At 72.3% G+C, this 16,415-nt stretch carries 16 protein-coding genes; 11 read left to right on the top strand and 5 right to left on the bottom strand.

Annotated elements, in window-relative coordinates:
- The first annotated feature begins 28 nt into the window (after positions 1–28).
- From R7226_RS07180 to R7226_RS07145, 8 genes are read left to right on the top strand one after another with little or no spacing between them, the layout of a single operon-like run.
- A complete protein-coding gene (locus R7226_RS07180) occupies positions 29–1,168 on the top strand; it encodes a sugar ABC transporter substrate-binding protein (protein WP_318596366.1) in 1,140 nt (379 codons plus the stop codon).
- Complete coding sequence (locus R7226_RS07175; RefSeq protein ID WP_318596365.1) at positions 1,165–1,932, top strand: ATP-binding cassette domain-containing protein; 768 nt, start codon at positions 1,165–1,167, stop codon at positions 1,930–1,932. Before R7226_RS07180 ends, R7226_RS07175 begins: the two co-directional genes overlap by 4 nt.
- Entirely contained in the window at positions 1,929–2,951 is a 1,023-nt protein-coding gene (locus tag R7226_RS07170; RefSeq protein ID WP_318596364.1) for an ABC transporter permease, read from the top strand. Before R7226_RS07175 ends, R7226_RS07170 begins: the two co-directional genes overlap by 4 nt.
- Positions 2,952–3,743: an SDR family NAD(P)-dependent oxidoreductase gene (locus R7226_RS07165; protein ID WP_318596363.1), complete on the top strand. Its 792-nt coding sequence runs from the start codon at positions 2,952–2,954 to the stop codon at positions 3,741–3,743.
- Positions 3,743–4,645, top strand: a complete 903-nt coding sequence (locus tag R7226_RS07160; RefSeq protein WP_318596362.1) for an amidohydrolase family protein — start codon at positions 3,743–3,745, stop codon at positions 4,643–4,645. Before R7226_RS07165 ends, R7226_RS07160 begins: the two co-directional genes overlap by 1 nt.
- Positions 4,642–5,700: a Gfo/Idh/MocA family protein gene (locus R7226_RS07155; protein WP_318596361.1), complete on the top strand. Its 1,059-nt coding sequence runs from the start codon at positions 4,642–4,644 to the stop codon at positions 5,698–5,700. The genes R7226_RS07160 and R7226_RS07155 overlap by 4 nt, the downstream gene beginning before the upstream one ends.
- On the top strand, positions 5,701–6,015 hold the full coding sequence (locus R7226_RS07150; protein WP_318596360.1) for an L-rhamnose mutarotase: 315 nt from the start codon (positions 5,701–5,703) through the stop codon (positions 6,013–6,015).
- The gene (locus tag R7226_RS07145) at positions 6,012–6,488 is read left to right on the top strand and encodes a VOC family protein (protein WP_318596359.1); all 477 of its coding nucleotides are present in this window, start codon (positions 6,012–6,014) and stop codon (positions 6,486–6,488) included. The genes R7226_RS07150 and R7226_RS07145 overlap by 4 nt, the downstream gene beginning before the upstream one ends.
- Here the strand turns inward: R7226_RS07145 and R7226_RS07140 are convergent.
- The 4 genes from R7226_RS07140 to R7226_RS07125 all read right to left on the bottom strand — a co-directional run bounded on the left by R7226_RS07140 (position 6,483) and on the right by R7226_RS07125 (position 10,483).
- On the bottom strand, positions 6,483–7,232 hold the full coding sequence (locus R7226_RS07140; RefSeq protein ID WP_318596395.1) for an IclR family transcriptional regulator: 750 nt from the start codon (positions 7,230–7,232) through the stop codon (positions 6,483–6,485). The genes R7226_RS07145 and R7226_RS07140 overlap by 6 nt on opposite strands.
- A gap of 96 nt (positions 7,233–7,328) precedes the next feature.
- A complete protein-coding gene (locus R7226_RS07135) occupies positions 7,329–7,607 on the bottom strand; it encodes a muconolactone Delta-isomerase (RefSeq protein WP_318596358.1) in 279 nt (92 codons plus the stop codon).
- A 13-nt stretch (positions 7,608–7,620) separates the two neighbouring features.
- Complete coding sequence (locus R7226_RS07130) at positions 7,621–8,412, bottom strand: IclR family transcriptional regulator (RefSeq protein ID WP_318596357.1); 792 nt, start codon at positions 8,410–8,412, stop codon at positions 7,621–7,623.
- A 79-nt stretch (positions 8,413–8,491) separates the two neighbouring features.
- Positions 8,492–10,483 carry an alpha-ketoacid dehydrogenase subunit alpha/beta gene (locus tag R7226_RS07125; RefSeq protein ID WP_318596356.1) on the bottom strand — a complete coding sequence of 664 codons (1,992 nt, stop codon included), beginning with the start codon at positions 10,481–10,483 and terminating at the stop codon, positions 8,492–8,494.
- Between the two features lie 136 nt (positions 10,484–10,619).
- Between R7226_RS07125 and R7226_RS07120 the strand changes: the two genes are divergently transcribed.
- Complete coding sequence (locus R7226_RS07120) at positions 10,620–12,731, top strand: alpha-amylase family protein (RefSeq protein WP_318596355.1); 2,112 nt, start codon at positions 10,620–10,622, stop codon at positions 12,729–12,731.
- Between the two features lie 4 nt (positions 12,732–12,735).
- On the opposite strand, the gene R7226_RS07115 is transcribed toward R7226_RS07120, so the two are convergent.
- The gene (locus R7226_RS07115; protein WP_318596354.1) at positions 12,736–13,224 is read right to left on the bottom strand and encodes a VOC family protein; all 489 of its coding nucleotides are present in this window, start codon (positions 13,222–13,224) and stop codon (positions 12,736–12,738) included.
- 56 nt (positions 13,225–13,280) lie between these two features.
- Between R7226_RS07115 and R7226_RS07110 the strand changes: the two genes are divergently transcribed.
- Positions 13,281–15,032 (top strand): alpha-amylase family protein, encoded by a 1,752-nt coding sequence (locus R7226_RS07110; RefSeq protein ID WP_318596353.1) that lies wholly within the window; start codon positions 13,281–13,283, stop codon positions 15,030–15,032.
- Between the two features lie 8 nt (positions 15,033–15,040).
- Positions 15,041–16,408, top strand: a complete 1,368-nt coding sequence (locus R7226_RS07105; RefSeq protein ID WP_318596352.1) for an ABC transporter substrate-binding protein — start codon at positions 15,041–15,043, stop codon at positions 16,406–16,408.
- The last annotated feature ends 7 nt before the right edge of the window (positions 16,409–16,415 follow it).

Below are 16,415 nucleotides of genomic sequence, written 5' to 3'. Positions count from 1 at the left end.
CGATCGGTCCCCTGAACGAGGAGAGACGGTGTTCATCCGTTCAACGATCGCTGCCATCGGCGCGGTCGCAACGCTGTTCGCGGCTGGTTGTGGGGGCACCGCCGCGGACTCGGGCAGCAGCACCTCGGGGGACTCCGGCGAGCCGTTCGCCGCCAGACGCACGGCGGGCATCAGAGGCGACCTGCCGCCGGCGCAGCGCAGACTGTGGCGCTATGACGCGCAGGCCGGGAGATACGACGTCGTGCCCGGCGACGCGTCGTCGTTCGAGCCGCGGCTGACGAGACCCGACGGTCCCTTCACGCTGGCCTACATGGATCCGTGGGCGACGAACCCGTTCTCGATCCCGATCCGCGAGGGCGTCGAGCGCTACGCGCAGCAACTCGGGCTCAGACTGCTCTACTGCGACACCGCCTTCAAGGCCGACAGAGCGGTCGAGTGCGCCGAGCTGCTGTCGCGCCAGCAACCGGACTTCGCGATCGCGGGCAACTGGCAGTCCGGTGCGTCGGACGCCGTGATGCGGATCTTCGACGAGGCGCGCATCCCGACCGCGTCGATCGACGTCTGGCAGCCGAACTCGATCTTCTTCGGCGCCGACAACTACACCTCCGGGCAGATCGGCGGCAGAGCCGCCGGTGAGTACGCCAGAGAGCAGTGGAACTGCGACGACGTCTGGGTCTTCCTCGGCGAGAACAAGGAGGAGGGCGAGGCGGCCGACCAGCGCATCGCCGGCTTCGCCGACGGCGTGCAGGAGGTCTGCGGCACGCTGCCGTCGGACCGCATCCAGCGCCAGCGGATGTCGGCGGCGACCGGCGACCAGGCGCTGACCGTCACGACCGACTGGCTGACCGCGAACCCGCAGGCCAAGCACGTGCTCGGCGCCTCGCTCGACGACGAGCGCGCGAGTGGCATCGCGAAGGCGTTCGCGCAGAGCGGCCGCGACGCGCAGGCCGTCGGCATGACCTGCGACAAGGTCGGCGTCGAGGTCGCCAAGCAGGCGCCGCCGGAGGAGAACCACTCGCTCGGCTGCGTCGCGTTCTTCCCCGAGCGCTACGCCGAGTACCTCGTCGCGATCGCGCTCGACGCCGCTGCCGGCAGAGACGTGCCCGAAGAGGTGCACGTCGCGCACGAGCTGCTCACGCACGACACGATCGCGGAGACGTACCCATGAGCTCCACGCCGCTGCTGCGCCTGCACGGAGTCACCAAGCGCTTCGGCCGCACCGAGGTCCTGCGCGGCATCGACTGCTCGATCGCGGCGGGCGAGGCGGTCGGGTTGATCGGCGACAACGGCGCCGGCAAGTCGACGCTCGTGAAGGTCCTCTCCGGCGTCTACGCGCCCTCGGGCGGAAGCATCGAGCTGGCCGGGGAGGAGGTCCGCTTCTCCTCGCCGTTGGAGGCGCGCTCCGCCGGCATCGAGATGATCTACCAGGACCTCGCGCTGTGCGACGACCTCGACGCCGCCGCGAACGTCTTCCTCGGGCGCGAGCCGCGCCGCCGCATCGGCGGCGCGCGCTGGCTCGACCGCGGGCGGATGCGCAGCGAGGCGGCCGCGCGCTTCGAGCAGCTCGGCGCCGAGATCCCGCTCGACCAGCCGGTCGGCTCGATGTCGGGCGGGCAGCGGCAGCTCGTCGCCGTCGCACGCGCGCTGGAGTTCTCGCCGCGGCTGCTGCTGATGGACGAGCCGACGGCGGCGCTCTCCAACGCGAAGATCCACATGCTGCTGCAGGTCGTGCGCAAGCTGGAGCAGCAGGACGTCGCGGTCCTGCTGATCAGCCACCGCTTCACCGACCTGATCGAGGTCTGCAGCCGCATCCTCGCGCTGCGCGATGGAAGGATCGCGGCCTCGATCGCGCCGCGCGGCCGCGACGTCGCGGGGCTGATGGCGGAGATGCAGGTGGCGCTGACCGGCGAGACGCTGGCGGCGGTCGCATGAGCCACACGTCGCAGGAGCGCCTTCCCACGCGCGCGAGCACGAGCGCGCGCGGCTGGCCGGCGACCGCGCTGCGGATCGTCAACGAGCGCGTCGGCGTCGTCGGCACGGCGCTGCTCGTCGCGCTGGTCGCGGAGCTGATCGTCTTCTCCGCGCTGTCGCCGTACTTCTTCGACGGCGAGAACTTCTCCAACATCGGCCGCGCGATGACGATCGTCGGGATCGGCGCGATCGGCCAGACGATCGTGATCATCGCCGGCGGCTTCGACCTCTCGGTCGGCTCGGTGATGGCGGCGGCGGGGATGCTCGCCGCCTACCTCGTGACCTCCGGCGTGGCGACGCCGCTGGCGCTCGCCGGCGCGATCGTGCTCGGCGCCTGCGTCGGCCTGCTCAACGGCGCCGTCACCTCCTACCTGCGCATCAATCCGCTGATCACGACGCTCGCCACGCTGGCGATCGTGCGCGGAGTCGCGTTCGTGATCAGCGGCGGCGAGGCCGAGGTCGTCTCCGACAGGCTGTTCCTCGACATCGGCACGAACGAGATCGCCGGCGTGCCGCTCGTCGTCGTGCTGCTGCTGGCGCTGTTCCTCGCGGTCGGCTTCGTGCTGCCGCGCACGCGCTTCGGCCGCTACGCGTACGCGATCGGCTCCAACGCCCGTGGCGCGCGGCTCGCCGGCGTCGCCGTGCACCGTTGGCGCCTGGCCTTCTACGGCCTCGCCGGGCTGCTGGCGGCGGTCGCCGGCTGCGTCACGGTCGCGCGCACCGGGCAGGCGGAGCCGGCCGCGAACATCGGCATCGAGCTGGACGTGATCACGGCCGTGATCCTCGGCGGCACGAGTCTCAACGGAGGCCGCGGGCGGCTGTTCGGGACGTTCCTCGGGCTGACCGTGCTCGCGGTCCTCAACAACGGCCTGATCCTCGCGGGGGTCGAGTCGTACTGGCAACAGGTCGTCAAAGGCGTGGTGCTGCTGCTCGCCGTCTCGCTGAGCGAGCTGCGCACGACGCGAAGGGATGAGGTCTAGATGGGACTGGCAGAAGGACGCAAGGCGCTCGTGACGGGCGGGGCGTCGGGCTTCGGGCTCGAGATCGCCCGCGGACTGCGCGACGGCGGGGCGGCAGTCGCCGTCGTCGACGTCGATCCGCAGCGGATCGACGTGGCTGTCGCCGAGCTGGGGGAGACGGCGATCGGCATCGCCGCCGACGTCCGCTCGCTCGCTCAGATGCACGACGCCGTCGAGCGCTGCCGCGCGGCGTTCGGCGGGCTCGACACGGTCGTCGTGTCGGCCGGCGTCTTCCACATGGGCCCGCTCGACGGGATCAGCGAGGCGGACTGGGACCGTGTGCTCGACGTCAACCTGAAGGGCGCGTTCACGACGGCGCGCGCGGCGATGCCCGACCTGCGCGCCAGCGGTCGCGGCCGGATGGTGACGATCGGCTCCGACGGCGGCCGGCGCGGCTACCCGCTGCAGCTGCCGTACACGGCCTCGAAGTTCGGCTTGATCGGGCTGACCGAGTCACTCGCGGCGGAGTTCGCCGGCGAGGGCGTGACGGTCAACTGCGTCTGCCCGGTCGGCTGCCCGACGACCGGGATGGGGCAGGAGGTGCTGGCGCGCAAGGTCGCGCGCGGCGAGCGCACGGCCGATGAGGTGATCGGCGCCGCGGCGCTGACGAACCCGGTCGGGCGCAACGCGACCGAGGCCGACGTCGCCGCCTCGGCGCTGTTCCTGATCTCCGACGAGGCGAGCTTCCTGACGGGGATCGCGCTCGACGTCGACGGCGGCGCGCACCTCGGCGCGGTGCCCGGGATCGGCTGATGGCGCGGCTGCCGTTCGTGGATACCCACGTCCACTTCCACGACATGACGCATCCGAGGCTGCGCTACGACTGGATCGCCCCGGATGCCCCGATCGACCCCGTCGTCGGCCCGGACGGCGCGATGCGCGCGCAGCGCTACTGGGCCGACGACTTCGTCGCCGAGACGCGCTTCCAGAACGTCGCGAAGGTCGTCCACGTGCAGGCCGCGATCGGCTCGCCGGACCCGGTCGAGGAGACCCGCTGGCTGCAGGCGTTCGCCGACCGGCTCGGGCTGCCGCAGGGGATCGTCGCCTACGTCGACCTCGCGCAGCCCGACGCGGCCGAGCAGCTCGCGCGCCATCGCGCGTTCCCGAACTTCCGCGGCGTCCGCGACCTGCGCGACGACGACTACCTCAGCAGCGACGCGTGGCGCCGCGGCTACGCGCTGCTCGACGGCCTCGTCTGCTGCGACGATCCGTTCGTCGAGCAGATGCCCGACGCGCGCCGGCTCGCGGAGGAGTTCCCGGGCGTGACGCTGTGCATCGACCATGCCGCCTACCCCGGCTTCGGCGGCAATCCGCGCGACCCGGCGCTGGCCGACTTCGACGCGTGGAGCGCCGGCATGCGCGAGCTTGCCAAGGCGCCCAACGTCGTCGTCAAGATCTCCGGGCTCGGGATGTCGGACCACAGCTGGACGGTCGAGTCGATCCGCCCGTGGGTGAGCGAGTGCATCGACGCGTTCGGGACCGAGCGCAGCTTCTTCGGCACGAACTGGTCGCTCGACCGCATCTACAGCTCCTACGGCGACGTGCTCGACGCCTACGCCGAGCTGGTCTCCGACTTCACGGAGGCCGAGCAGGTCGCGATGTTCTCCGGCAACGCCGAGCGGATCTTCCGGCTCGGCGACCCCGCGGCCGCGTGAGCGTGCGCGTCGGCGTCGTCGGCTGCGGCTGGTGGGCGACGTTCGCCCACCTGCCGGCACTGCGGGAGCACCCGGACGTCGAGGTCGTCGCGCTCGCCGAGCGCGACCCCGCGAAGCTGACCGCGGCGGGCGACCGCTTCGACGTCGCGGCGCGCTTCGCGACGGCTGAGGAGCTGCTCGCCGCCGTCGAGTTGGACGCAGCCGTCGTCGCCGTGCCGAACGCGCTCCACCACCCGGTCACGAAGCGGCTGCTCGAAGCGGGCGTGCACGTGCTGCTGGAGAAGCCGATGGTGATCGAGCCGGCGCACGGTCGCGAGCTGATCGAGCTGGCGCGCCGGCACGGCGTGCAGCTGCTGATCGGCTATCCGCTGCACTACAACCCGCAGGCGATCGCGCTGCGCGAGCAGATCGCGGCCGGGCGGATCGGGGCGGTCGAGCACGTCTCGTGCCTCTACGCCTCGATCGTGCGCGAGCTGTACGCCGGTCACCCGGAGCGCTATGGCGACGGCGTCTTCGACTACGCCGTCAACGCGCCGGACCCGCGCACCTACCAGGACGCCGCGGTCGCGGGCGGCGGGCAGGGGCAGTCGCAGGCGTCGCACGCGATCGCGCTGATGCTCTGGCTGTCGGGCCTGACGCCGGAGCGCGTCACCGCGTTCACCAGCTCGTTCGAGCTGCCGGTCGACCTCGCCGACGCGGTCGCGATCCGCTTCGGCGGAGGCGCGATCGGCACGCTCAGCTCGACCGGCGGGCTGACGCCCGGGCACGACGAGCTGGTCCGCTGCGAGATCTTCGGGCGCGACGGGCACGTCACCTTCGACGTCTACGAGGGGGCGGCCGCGATCCACACCGCCGCCGGCGTCGAGCGGCTCGCGGTGCCGACGACGGCGCAGCGCTATCCCGAGCGGGCGCCGGCAGTCAACCTCGTCGAGGCGGCGCTGGGGCGCGCGGGCAACGGCTCGCCGCCCGAGGTCGGGCTCGACACGGCGGCGCTCGTCGCCGCGATGTACCGCTCAGCAGCCGAGGACCGCGCGGTCGCGGTCGAGGAGGCATAGATGCAGCACGTCGGACACGTCTGGCGCGTGCGCCCCGGACAGCGCGAGGAGTACCTGCGCCGTCACGCGACCGTGTGGCCGGAGCTGGAGGCGATGATGCGCGCGGCCGGGATCACGACCTACGTGATCTACCTGTGGGACGAGGTCGTCTTCAGCCACATGGCGGTCGAGGACTACGAGCGGCTGGTCCGCGAGTACGGCAGCGATCCGGTCGCGACGCGCTGGGAGGCGGCGTTCGCGGACCTGCTCGAATACCCCGGCGCCGATCCGCAGTCGGGCTGGCCCGAGCGCCTCGAGGAGGTCTGGTCGCTGTGACGCACGTGCGCTTCGACCACGTCGGCTTCACCGTCGCCGACATCGACCGCGCGGTCGCCTGGTACACGCGCTTCCTGCAGAGCGAGCCGCTGGCGGTGCGGAAGGGCTGGGACGCCGGCTACTCGGCCGAGATGATCGGCTACCCGGGCTGCGTGATCGACTGGGCGTACTTCGCGCTGCCGGGCGACGCGCGGCTGGAGCTGGTGCGCTACGTCCAGCCCGCGGGCGCGACCGTCGACATGGAGACGTTCCGGATCGGCAACGGCCACCTCTGCCTGACCGTCGACGACCTGGGCGCGGAGCTGGACCGCCTGCGCGACTTCGCGACGCTGCGCACGCCCACGCCGGTGCGGATCCCGACGGGTCCGAACGCCGGCGGGCTCGGCGCCTACGTGCGCGACCCCGACGGGATCACGATCCAGCTGATGCAGGCGCCTGCGGCCGGGACCGCGGCCAGAGCCGTCGCGTCATGACGCGCTGACGGCGAGGCGGTCGGGCGTCGCGTCGAGGTCGACGAGCCGCCGCATCGTCGCGAGGTAGCGCTCGCGCTCGCGCCCGAACCGCTCGCTCGGAGCCGACAGCGCCAGCACGAACGGCGAGCGGCCGCCGTCGAAGGGGACCGCCATGCAGCAGAGGCCGGGCGCGAACTCCTCGTCGTCGACCGCGTGGCCGCGCGCGCGGATCGCGTCCAGCTCGCGCTCCAGCGCCGGGCGGCTGGTGACCGCGTTCGGCTGAACTGCTCTGAGCGGATGGGAGTCGAGATAGGCGTCGCGCGTCGCGTCGGCGGCGAACGCCAGCAGCAGCTTCCCCGACGCGCGCGCGTGCGCGTCGCCGACGTAGCCCTGCGGCACTTCGGCGGCCTGCACCGGGCTGGTGCCGCGCGCGACCGCGAGCGTCATGATCTCGCCGGACCACCAGCCGGCCGCGTACGCCGTCTCGCCGGTCTCGAGCGCGAGCGCGCGCACGAGCGGCGCGAGGTGCTCCGACGGCGCCAGCTGTCGCTCGAACCCCGCCGCGAGCGTCCCGACGCGCAGGCCGAGGTAGTAGCGGTTGCGATCGTCGCGCGTCAGCATCCCGGTGCTGACGAGCGTGTGCAGCAGGTGGTAGACGGCCTGACGCCCGAGCTGCAGCGCCTCGCTGATCTCGCGCGTCGTGAGGCCGTTGTCGCTCTGTGAGATCGCGAGCAGGATGCGCATCGCTCGCGCCGCCGACTGCACACGCGGGCGCGCGGCGTCGTGAGGCTGATCATCGATTAACACCACACGGCAAACCTATCAGGTGGCGATAGGTCAGCGTGTGGGTTGCGGAGGCCTTCAGTCCGCGTTCAGGGGATGCGTCGCCAACGCGGTCACGTCGGCGGCGATCCACGGGAACAACGGCAGCGACGCGATCAGCTCGTGCAGCTCCGTCGCATCGCGCGCCTGCCAGATCGCGACGTTGCGCAGCGCGCCCGGGATCCGCCAGATGCCGCTGATGTGACCGGCGGCGACAAGCTCGCGCCCGCGTTGCAGCTCGGCGGCGAGCAGCGCCGCGCGCTGTTGCGCCTCCATCTCCGCGGGCAGCGCGACGCGCACGTCGACGAGGAACTCCATCGCGCGCGAGCGGTCAGGCCGCGCCGCGGCTGTTGGCGCCGGGCTCGGTGATGCGACGCAGCGCATCGAGATAGGTGTCGCGCCGTTCGAGCATCCGCTCGCGCGGCCCGGAGACGGCGACGACGAACGGCGAGTAGCCGCCGTCGAACGGGACCGCCATGCACAACAGGCCGGGCGCGAACTCCTCGTCGTCGACCGAGTAGCCGCGCTCGCGGATCGCCGCGAACTCGGTGTCCAGTCTGCGGCGGGAGCTGATCGTGTTCGGCGTCAGTCTTCTGAGCGGATGGGCGGCGAGGTACTCGTCGCGCACGGTCGCCGTCGCGGTCGCGAGCAGCAGCTTTCCAGACGCGCGCGCGTGCGCGTCGCCGACGTAGCCCTGCGGCACCTCGGCCGCCTGCACCGGGTTGGTCCCACGCGAGAAGCTCAACGTCATGATCTCGCCGTGCCACCAGCCGGAGGCGTACGCCGTCTCGCCGGTCTCCTGCGCGAGCGCTCGCACGAGCGGCGCGAGGTGCTCCGACGGTGCGAGCTGGCGCGAGAACGCCTCGGCGAGCGTGCCGACGCGCAGGCCGAGCAGGTAGCGGTTGCGGTCGTCGCGGGTGAGCATCCCGGTCGCCTGCAGCGTGTGCAGCAGGTGGTAGGTCGCCTGTCGGCCGATCCCCACGCGTTCGCTGATCTCACGTGTGCTGAGGCCGCTCTCGCTCTGCGCGATCGCGAGCAGGATCCCGATCGCGCGCGCGGCCGACTGGACGCGAGGTCTCTGCGTCGCGGGCTCTTCGACCGGGAGGGCTTGCTCGTTCGGCATGAAGGAAACGATACTTCGCCCGCCCGGACGGCAGCGGAGATGCGCCGCGGCAGCGGGGCGCGCCGCGGCGCGGATCCGGTCACGCGATCGCGCCGGCCAGCTCGTTGCAGCGTCTGACGATCGCATCGACGTCGGGGATCAGCGCCCGCTGCAGCGCGGGCGCCGAGGGAATCCGCGTGTCGGGTGCGCCGAGCCGGGCGACGGGCGCGTCGAGCAGGTCGAAGTGCGCCTCGTGGATCCGTGCCGCGACCTCCGCTCCGAAGCCGCCGGTCACGTTCGCCTCGTGCAGCACGAGCACGCGGCCCGAGGTGGCCGCGACGACCGCCGCGATCGCCTCCATGTCGAGCGGTGCCAGCCAGCGCAGGTCGAGCACGGCGGCGCTCAGACCCTGCGCCGCGAGCTGCTCGGCGGCCTCCAGCGCCGGCGCGACCATCGTGCCCCAGGTCACGATCGCGAGGTCGGCGCCATCACGCCGCAGGCGGGCGCCGGCGGCCGCCTCGACCGGCGCGTCCGGGCGCACGAGCCCCTTCGTCTGATAGAGCGAGCGGGCCTCGAAGAGGATGCACGGATCGGGGTCGGCGACCGCCGCGCGCAGCATCGCCGCCGCGTCCTGCGGCGTCGCCGGCAGCCCGACCTTCAGCCCGGGCACGTGCGCCAGCAGCGCTTCGAGGCTCTGCGAGTGCTGCGCGCAGGAGCCGGGCGTGACGCCTTGCTGCGTGCGCACGACCAGCGGCGCGGTCAGCTCGCCGCGGCTGACGTAGCGGACGTTTGCCGCCTGGTTGACGAGCTGGTCGAGCGCGACGAGCAGGAAGTCGCCCCACATGATCTCGACGATCGGCTTGAGCCCGGCCATCGCGGCGCCGACGGCCGAGCCGAGGATCGCGCTCTCGGCGATCAGCACGTCGAAGACGCGCTCGGCGCCGAACTCCTCCTGGAGGTTGCGCGAGACGCCGAAGATGCCGCCGCCGACGCCGACGTCCTCGCCGTAGAGGACGACCTCGGGGCGGGTCGCGAGCTCGGTTCTGAGCGCTCCGTTGACCGCCTTCTGGTAGGTCAGCTCGACCTCCGGCTGCTCGCCGGCGCGCGTGTCGTCGCTCGCGCCCGCCGGCCGCTGCGGCGCGAAGAGGTGCGTCGCGGCGTCGGCTGGATCGGGCTCCGGCATCGCACGGACCGCGACGGTCGCGGCGTCGACCGCGGCGAGCGCCTCGGCGTCGATCTGGTCGAGCTGCTCGGCGGTCGCCGTCCCGGACTCGATCAGCACGCCGCGCAGGCGCCCGAGCGGCTCGGCCGCCGCGGCCTGTTCGCGATCGGCCTTCGAGCGGTAGTGCTCGATGTCGCGGTTGTAGTGACCGAGCAGCCGCACCGTCTTGCATTCGAGGAAGACCGGCCCCGCGCCGGAGCGCGCGCGCTCCGCGGCGGCGGCGACCGCCGCCTGCACCGCCTCGGGGTCGCAGCCGTCGACCTCGCTCGACGCGACGCCGAAGCCCGCGACGCGCTCGGCCAGCGAGCCGGTCAGCAGCGCGTCGCCGCGCGTCATCTCGGCCCAGCCGTTGTTCTCGCAGACGATGACGAGCGGGAGCCTGCGCGCGAGCGCGAAGAGGATGCCCTCCGTCGTCGCGCCCTGGTTCATCGCGCCGTCGCCGACGGAGACGAGCACGACGCGACCCTCCTCGCGCGCCGTCGCGGCGAGCGCGAGGCCGGCGGCGATCGGGACGCCCGCCCCGACGATCGAGTTCTCGCCGAAGTGGCGATGAGCCGGCGCGGTCAGGTGCGCGGAGCCGCCGCGGCCGCCGTTGACGCCGCCGGCGCGCTGGCAGACCTCGCCGAGCAGCTGATCGAGCGGGACGCCGCAGGCGAGCGCCCAGCCGTGGCCGCGATAGGTCGAGATCACCCGGTCGCGTTCCGTCAGTGCGGCCATCGCGCCGACGGGGATCGCCTCCTGACCGGCGCAGACGTGGACCGATCCGGCGATCAGGCCCTCGGAGCCGAGTGCGAGGCAGCGCTCCTCGAAGGCACGGATCTCGGCCATCTGCCGGTACGCGTCGTGGGCGCGGAACTCGATGGGGGGCACGGGTCCTCCGTCGTCGTGCTCGGCGCGACGACGCGCACCGACTGTCAGGATCTGCTGAAGTTATCATATTGAGATAGAGTCATCACCAATTGAGTGAGCTGCGCAGGTGAGCGCCGCCAACGAAGGAGCGACGCAGATGGACGACCGACGACTGTGGATCGACCCGACGCAGCGTGAGCTGCCACCGCGCCCGTGGCGCAAGATCCACCTCGACTTCCAGAACGGCGCCGGCATCCGCGGGATCGGCTCCGCCTTCGACGCGGACGAGTTCGTCGCGACGCTCCAGCGCGCGCACGTCGATGCGATCGTCGTCTTCGCGAAGGACACGCAGGGCTACTGCTACTACCCGAGCGAGGTCAGCCCCGCGCACCCCGGCCTCGTCGAGCCCGATCTGCTCGGCCGGCAGGTCGAGGCCTGCCGCGCCGCCGGCATCAAGGTGTACGCCTATCAGTCGTTCGCGTGGGACGAGCTGCTGGCCGCCGGCCACCCGGAGTGGCTGGTCTGGAGACGCGATCGCACGACGTACCTGCCGCCGCTCGGCGAGCCGCCGCTCTTCAGCGCCCTCTGCATCGGCCATCCGGGGCTGATGGAGCTGCTGCTGCGCCGTACGACAGAGCTGCTGGAGCGCTATCCCGTCGACGGGATCTGGATCGACGAGACCTTCTCGATGGCCGCCGAGTGCTACTGCCATCGCTGCCTCGACGACATGCGCGCGGCCGGGCTGGACCCGCTCGACCGCGCGGCGCAGCGGCGCTTCCAGCACGATCGCTGCATCGCGTTCGTGCGCGCGGTGACCGAGCACGTCCGCGGCCTTCGCCCCGACGCGCAGGTCGACTACAACACGCAGGCGGTGACCGGCCTGCGCGAGCGCGCACCGTACCTCGCGAACATCGACATCGAGGCGCTGCCGACCGGTGGGTGGGGCTATCTCTACTTCCCCGTCCACGCGCGCTATGCGCGCACGTTCGGCGTCCCCGTGTACGGGATGACGGGCAAGTTCTTCAAGTCGTGGGGCGATCCCGGCGGCCTCAAGCACCCCGTGCAGCTGCGCACCGAGCTGGCGGGGATCGTCGCGCAGGGGCTGCGCTGCGACATCGGCGACCAGCTGCCGCACACGGCGCGGCTGGACCCGGTCGTCTACGCCACGATCGGCGCGGCGTACGAGGAGATCGAGCGGATCGAGCCGTACCTCGACGGCGCGGTGCCGGTGACGGAGGCGGCGATCCTCGTCGACGCGCCGCCGCTGGGGCAGCTGTCGAAGCACGCGCTCGCGTTCCTGGAGGACGGCGAGGACTTCCTGCCGACCGAGCTGGGCCCCAGCGTCAGCGGGATGGCGAAGCTGCTGATCGAGCGCCAGCTGCAGTTCGACGTCGTCGACGGTCCGGCCGACCTCGATCGCTACGGGCTCGTCGTCGTGCCGGACGGGATCGACGTGGACGCCGCGCTCGCCGCCCGCCTGGAGGCGTATCTGGCCGGCGGCGGCACCGTGATCGCCGCGCAGCGGTCGCTGCGCGTGCCGGGGGAGCAGGAGCTGTGGCCGCGGGCGCTGCGCGGGCTCTACGCCGGGCCGTCGCCGTGCGCGCCGCCGTTCGCGTGGGCGGCGGCCGAGAAGCCGGCGCTGCTGCGGATCTCGCCCGAGCTGCTGGGGGACGCGTCGGCCTACGCCGACCACGGCTTCGCGCTCTACGACGGCGCCGACCGCTGGCGCCTGCCGTCCGGCGCCGACGCCGTCGTCCACGCGCGGATGGAGGAGCCGCGCCTGGACCGCGAGCCGGGCACGGCCGACGACGACGAGCCGTACGCCGCGGTCGTGCAGGCCGGCGGGCTCGCCGCGTTCGCCTTCCCGCTCGGCGCCAGCTACCACGACCACGGCTACTGGATCTACCGCGAGCTGTTCGCGCGCGTCGTCGAGCGGCTGCTGCCGCGCCCGCTCGTGCGCACGAGCGCGCCGCAGAGCGCGGAGGTGACGGTCACGCACCAGCTCGCGACGTCCGAGCATGGTGAGCGCTGGATCGTGCACGTCGTCAACTACTCGCCGCTGCGGCGCAGCCTCGCGCTCGAGTTCGTCGAGGATCCGATCCCGCTGCGCGACGTGCGGGTCGCGCTCGCGATCGACGCGCCGATCGCGCGCGTGACCGAGGCGCGCACGGGGGTGGCGCTGGCCTGCGAGCGGCGCGACGACCGCTGGCAGGTGACGGTCGACGCCGTGCCGGTGGCCGCGACGATCGTCTTCGAGGCGGCACGGTGAGCGCTCAGCCGGCGAGGCCGAGCGCCGCCAGGCGCGCCGGCGACGGCTGCAGCAGCTCCAGCGTGATGCCGTCGGGGTCGGTGAAGTAGCAGGAGAAGCCGCCGGCGTTGGCGCCCTCGGCGATCGCGACCGGCGGGTTGCGGAAGACGACGCCCTGCGCGCGCATGCGCGCGTGGCGCGCGTGGACGTCGTCGACCATCAGCGCGAGGTGGGCGACGCCGACGGTCGTCGTGCGCAGCTCGACGGTGTCGCCCGCCGGCCGCAGGTACTGGACCAGCTCGAGCATGTGCGTCGAGTGGCGCGGCGGGGCGCCGGGGATCCGCAGCTGCGCGATCTCCAGCACCGCGTCGGGGATGCCGACGAGCGTGCGCGTGTAGTCGTTGTCCTGCCGTTGGCGCAGGACCAGCTCGAGTCCGAGGACCTCGGTGTACCAGCGGATCGAGCGCTCCAGGTCGGAGACCGTGAAGGAGAAGTGGAAGACGTCGGCGATCATGGCCGGTATATCTATCGTATTTTGACAGAGCTATCAGATAGAGATATGGTCGTGCCATGGTGAGAGACGTGCCCGCAATCTGGGTCGACGAGCGGCTGCGCGCGCTGCCGCGGCGCCCGTGGCGCAAGGTCCATCTCGACTTCCAGGTCGACGCGGCGGTCGGGGCGGTGGGCGCGGCGTTCGATCCCGGCGCCTTCGCCGCGACGCTCGTGGAGGCGCGCGTGGACGCGATCGTCGTCTTCGCGAAGAACACGCAGGGGTACTGCTTCTATCCGAGCCCGTCGGGTCCGGTGCATCCCGGGCTGGTCGAGCCCGACCTGCTCGGCAAGCAGGTCGCCGCCTGCCGCGCCGCCGGGATCGAGGTCCACGCGTACTACTCCTACGCGTGGGACGAGCTGCTCGCGGAGCGCCACCCGGAGTGGCTCGTGTGGAGACGCGATCGCACGACCCACCTGCCGCGCTTCGACGAGCAGCGCTTCTGGACCCCGCTCTGCATCGCGCAGCCCGGGTTGCTCGACGTCGCGCTGACGCACGTCAGCGAGGTGCTCGAGCGCTATCCGGTCGACGGCATCTGGTTCGACATGGTCTTCCCGGCCGGCGGCGAGTGCTACTGCCCGCGCTGCCTCGCCGAGCTGGGCGACGCGGGTCTCGATCCGCTCGACCGCGACGTCCAGCGCGCCCACAAGCACCGGCTCCACAGCGAGCTGCTGCGACGCCTGGCCGGCCACATCAGAGCGATCCGCCCGGACGCGCGCGCGGAGTACAACGGCCAGGTCTGCCTCGGGCTCGACGAGCGTGTCGAGTACCTCGACAACATCGACATCGAGGCGCTGCCGACCGGTGGCTGGGGCTACGGTTACTTCCCGCTGCACGCCCGTTACGCGCGCACGTTCGGTCGTTCGGTGTACGGGATGAGCGGTCGCTTCCACACGGCGTGGGGCGACTACGGCGGGCTCAAGCATCCGATCCAGCTGCGCACCGAGCTGGCCGGCATCGTCGCGCAGGGGCTGCGCTGCGACGTCGGCGACCAGCCGCTGCCCGGCGCGGCGCTCGACGCGGCGACGTACGCGACGATCGGCGAGGCGTACGCGGAGATCGAGCGGCTGGAGCCGTGGCTTGAGGGCGCGGTGCCGGCGACCGAGGCGGCGATCGTCGTCGACGGGCCGCGCGGCGCGCGGCTGGCGTCGCTCGGCGAGGACGGCACCGTGATGGCCGCGCACGCGCCCGCCCTGGGCGGGCTGACGAAGCTGATGACCGAGTGCCAGCTGCAGTTCGACGTCGTCGACACGACGCAGCCGTTCGAGCGCTACCGGCTCGTCGTGCTGCCGGACTCGCTGGAACTCGACGACGCGCTCGCCGCGCGGCTGGCGAGCTACCGCGACGGCGGCGGCGCGGTGCTCCAGCCGGAGTTCGCCGGCGCCTACTTCGAGCGCTCGCACTGGGCCGACCGCGAGCGGTTCGAGCGGCTGGTGGCGAGGCTGCTGCCCGCGCCGCTCGTGCGCACGTCCGCGCCGCGCAGCGCCGAGGTCACGGTGACACACCAGGTCGCGACGCCCGCGCGCGGCGAGCGCTGGATCGTCCACATCGTCAACTACTCGCCGATGCGGCGGGGCAGAGGCGGGATCGAGTACGTCGAGGATCCGATCCCGCTGCACGACGTCGAGGTCGCGCTCGCGATCGAGCAGCCGGTCATCGAGGTCTACGAAGCACGTACCGGCGAACGGCTGGCGCTCGATCGCGCCGCCGGCCGCTGGCGCACCACCGTCGGACCCTTCGCGATCGCCGCGGCGGTCGTCTTCCAGGCATAGGAGAGGTCATGCTGAATTGGTTCGTCGCAGGACGGCGGCTGTTGACCGCCGCATCGATCGTGCTCGTCGCGCTGCTGCTGGCCGGCTGCGGCAGCGACGGAGAGGGATCCGGGGCAGCGACGGGACAGACGTCGGCGAGCACCACGACCCAGACGAGCGAGCCGGTCGAGGGCACGTTGACGTTCTGGTCCAGCCTCACCGCCACGAGCGAGAGAGCGTGGTGGAACAGGCTGATCAAGAGATTCGAGCGCAGATACCCCGGGGCCAGGGTCGAGTTCACGACCTACTCGACGGAGGAGTACTTCACCAAGCTGCTGGCGGCGTTCTCCTCGGGTGACGAGCCGGGCGTGTTCGTCGCCGACGCCGGCGAGGAGCTCGACAAGTTCGTTCGCACCGGCAAGGTCGCGCCGCTCAACGACATGGTCGACCTCAGTCACTTCAAGCCGGCCGCGGTGAAGCCGCTGACCGGCCCCGGCGGCGAGATCCATGGCATTCCGCTCGCCTGGTACATCCTGCTGCTGTGGGAGAACGAGGACGTGCTCGCCGAGCACGGCGTCGCGTCACCGCGGACGTGGGACGAGCTGCTCACCGCCTGCGGCACGCTCAGCTCGGAGGGCGTCACCCCGATCGCGCTCGGCGACGGCGGACAGGACCAGTGGACGGCCGCGCACCTGCTCGGCACGCTGCTCTACCAGTACGGCGGCGCGGGCATCGCGGCGAACGCGACCCACGGCACCGACGGCGCGAGCTGGACCGATCCGGCGTTCGTCGACGCGGCCGCGCGGCTGCGGCAGCTGATCGACGCCGACTGCTTCCCGAAGGGCTTCACCGGCATGAACTACGCGCAGATGTCGGCGCAGTTCCTGCAGCAGAAGGCCGCGATGATCTTCACCGGCGCGTGGCTGACGTCGGAGTACGAGAGCAGCGGCGAGAGATTCGCGATCGGCACCGCGCCGCTGCCGGACGGACCGGATGCCGTCAACTCGACCGAGGCGCTCGACGGCATCGTCGGCGGCGTCTTCGGGCTCGCGGCGACGACGAAGGCGGTCGACGACAACCCGGCGCTCGTGAAGGCGTTCCTCGACGAGGCCGGCGCGGCGGTCGACGACTTCGCGAACGCGAACGCGCGTCTCAGCGTCGCGGTCGAGCCGAATCCGACGGGCGGGCCGCTGCAGGCGCAGCTGACGAGAATGCTCAACACCGTCGGCGAGCTGGCGGCCGTCCCGGACGTGACGCTGCCCGCGGCGGTGCTGGACGACTACTACCAGAACGTCCAGGCGCTGACGGCCGGCGAGCTGTCGCCCGAGGAGTTCGCGCAGGCGATGGAGGATGCGTCGGAGACCGAGCGCCCGAACCTGCCGAAGCCGGCGGAGTGACCATGCG

Origin of the sequence: Conexibacter stalactiti (genome assembly GCF_033542075.1) — a bacterium.
GTDB classification, from domain to species: Bacteria; Actinomycetota; Thermoleophilia; order Solirubrobacterales; family Solirubrobacteraceae; genus Conexibacter; species Conexibacter stalactiti.
Note: the sequence above shows the minus strand (reverse complement) of the source record. Positions and strands in the feature narration are given on the sequence as shown.

Coding starts and splice junctions, on each gene's coding strand:
- R7226_RS07110 (WP_318596353.1), top strand. CDS start 13,281: ATGGTGAGAGACGTGCCCGCAATCTGGGTCGACGAGCGGCTGCGCGCG.
- R7226_RS07115 (WP_318596354.1), bottom strand. CDS start 13,224: ATGATCGCCGACGTCTTCCACTTCTCCTTCACGGTCTCCGACCTGGAG.
- R7226_RS07175 (WP_318596365.1), top strand. CDS start 1,165: ATGAGCTCCACGCCGCTGCTGCGCCTGCACGGAGTCACCAAGCGCTTC.
- R7226_RS07130 (WP_318596357.1), bottom strand. CDS start 8,412: ATGCCGAACGAGCAAGCCCTCCCGGTCGAAGAGCCCGCGACGCAGAGA.
- R7226_RS07135 (WP_318596358.1), bottom strand. CDS start 7,607: ATGGAGTTCCTCGTCGACGTGCGCGTCGCGCTGCCCGCGGAGATGGAG.
- R7226_RS07150 (WP_318596360.1), top strand. CDS start 5,701: ATGCAGCACGTCGGACACGTCTGGCGCGTGCGCCCCGGACAGCGCGAG.
- R7226_RS07170 (WP_318596364.1), top strand. CDS start 1,929: ATGAGCCACACGTCGCAGGAGCGCCTTCCCACGCGCGCGAGCACGAGC.
- R7226_RS07105 (WP_318596352.1), top strand. CDS start 15,041: ATGCTGAATTGGTTCGTCGCAGGACGGCGGCTGTTGACCGCCGCATCG.
- R7226_RS07120 (WP_318596355.1), top strand. CDS start 10,620: ATGGACGACCGACGACTGTGGATCGACCCGACGCAGCGTGAGCTGCCA.
- R7226_RS07165 (WP_318596363.1), top strand. CDS start 2,952: ATGGGACTGGCAGAAGGACGCAAGGCGCTCGTGACGGGCGGGGCGTCG.
- R7226_RS07160 (WP_318596362.1), top strand. CDS start 3,743: ATGGCGCGGCTGCCGTTCGTGGATACCCACGTCCACTTCCACGACATG.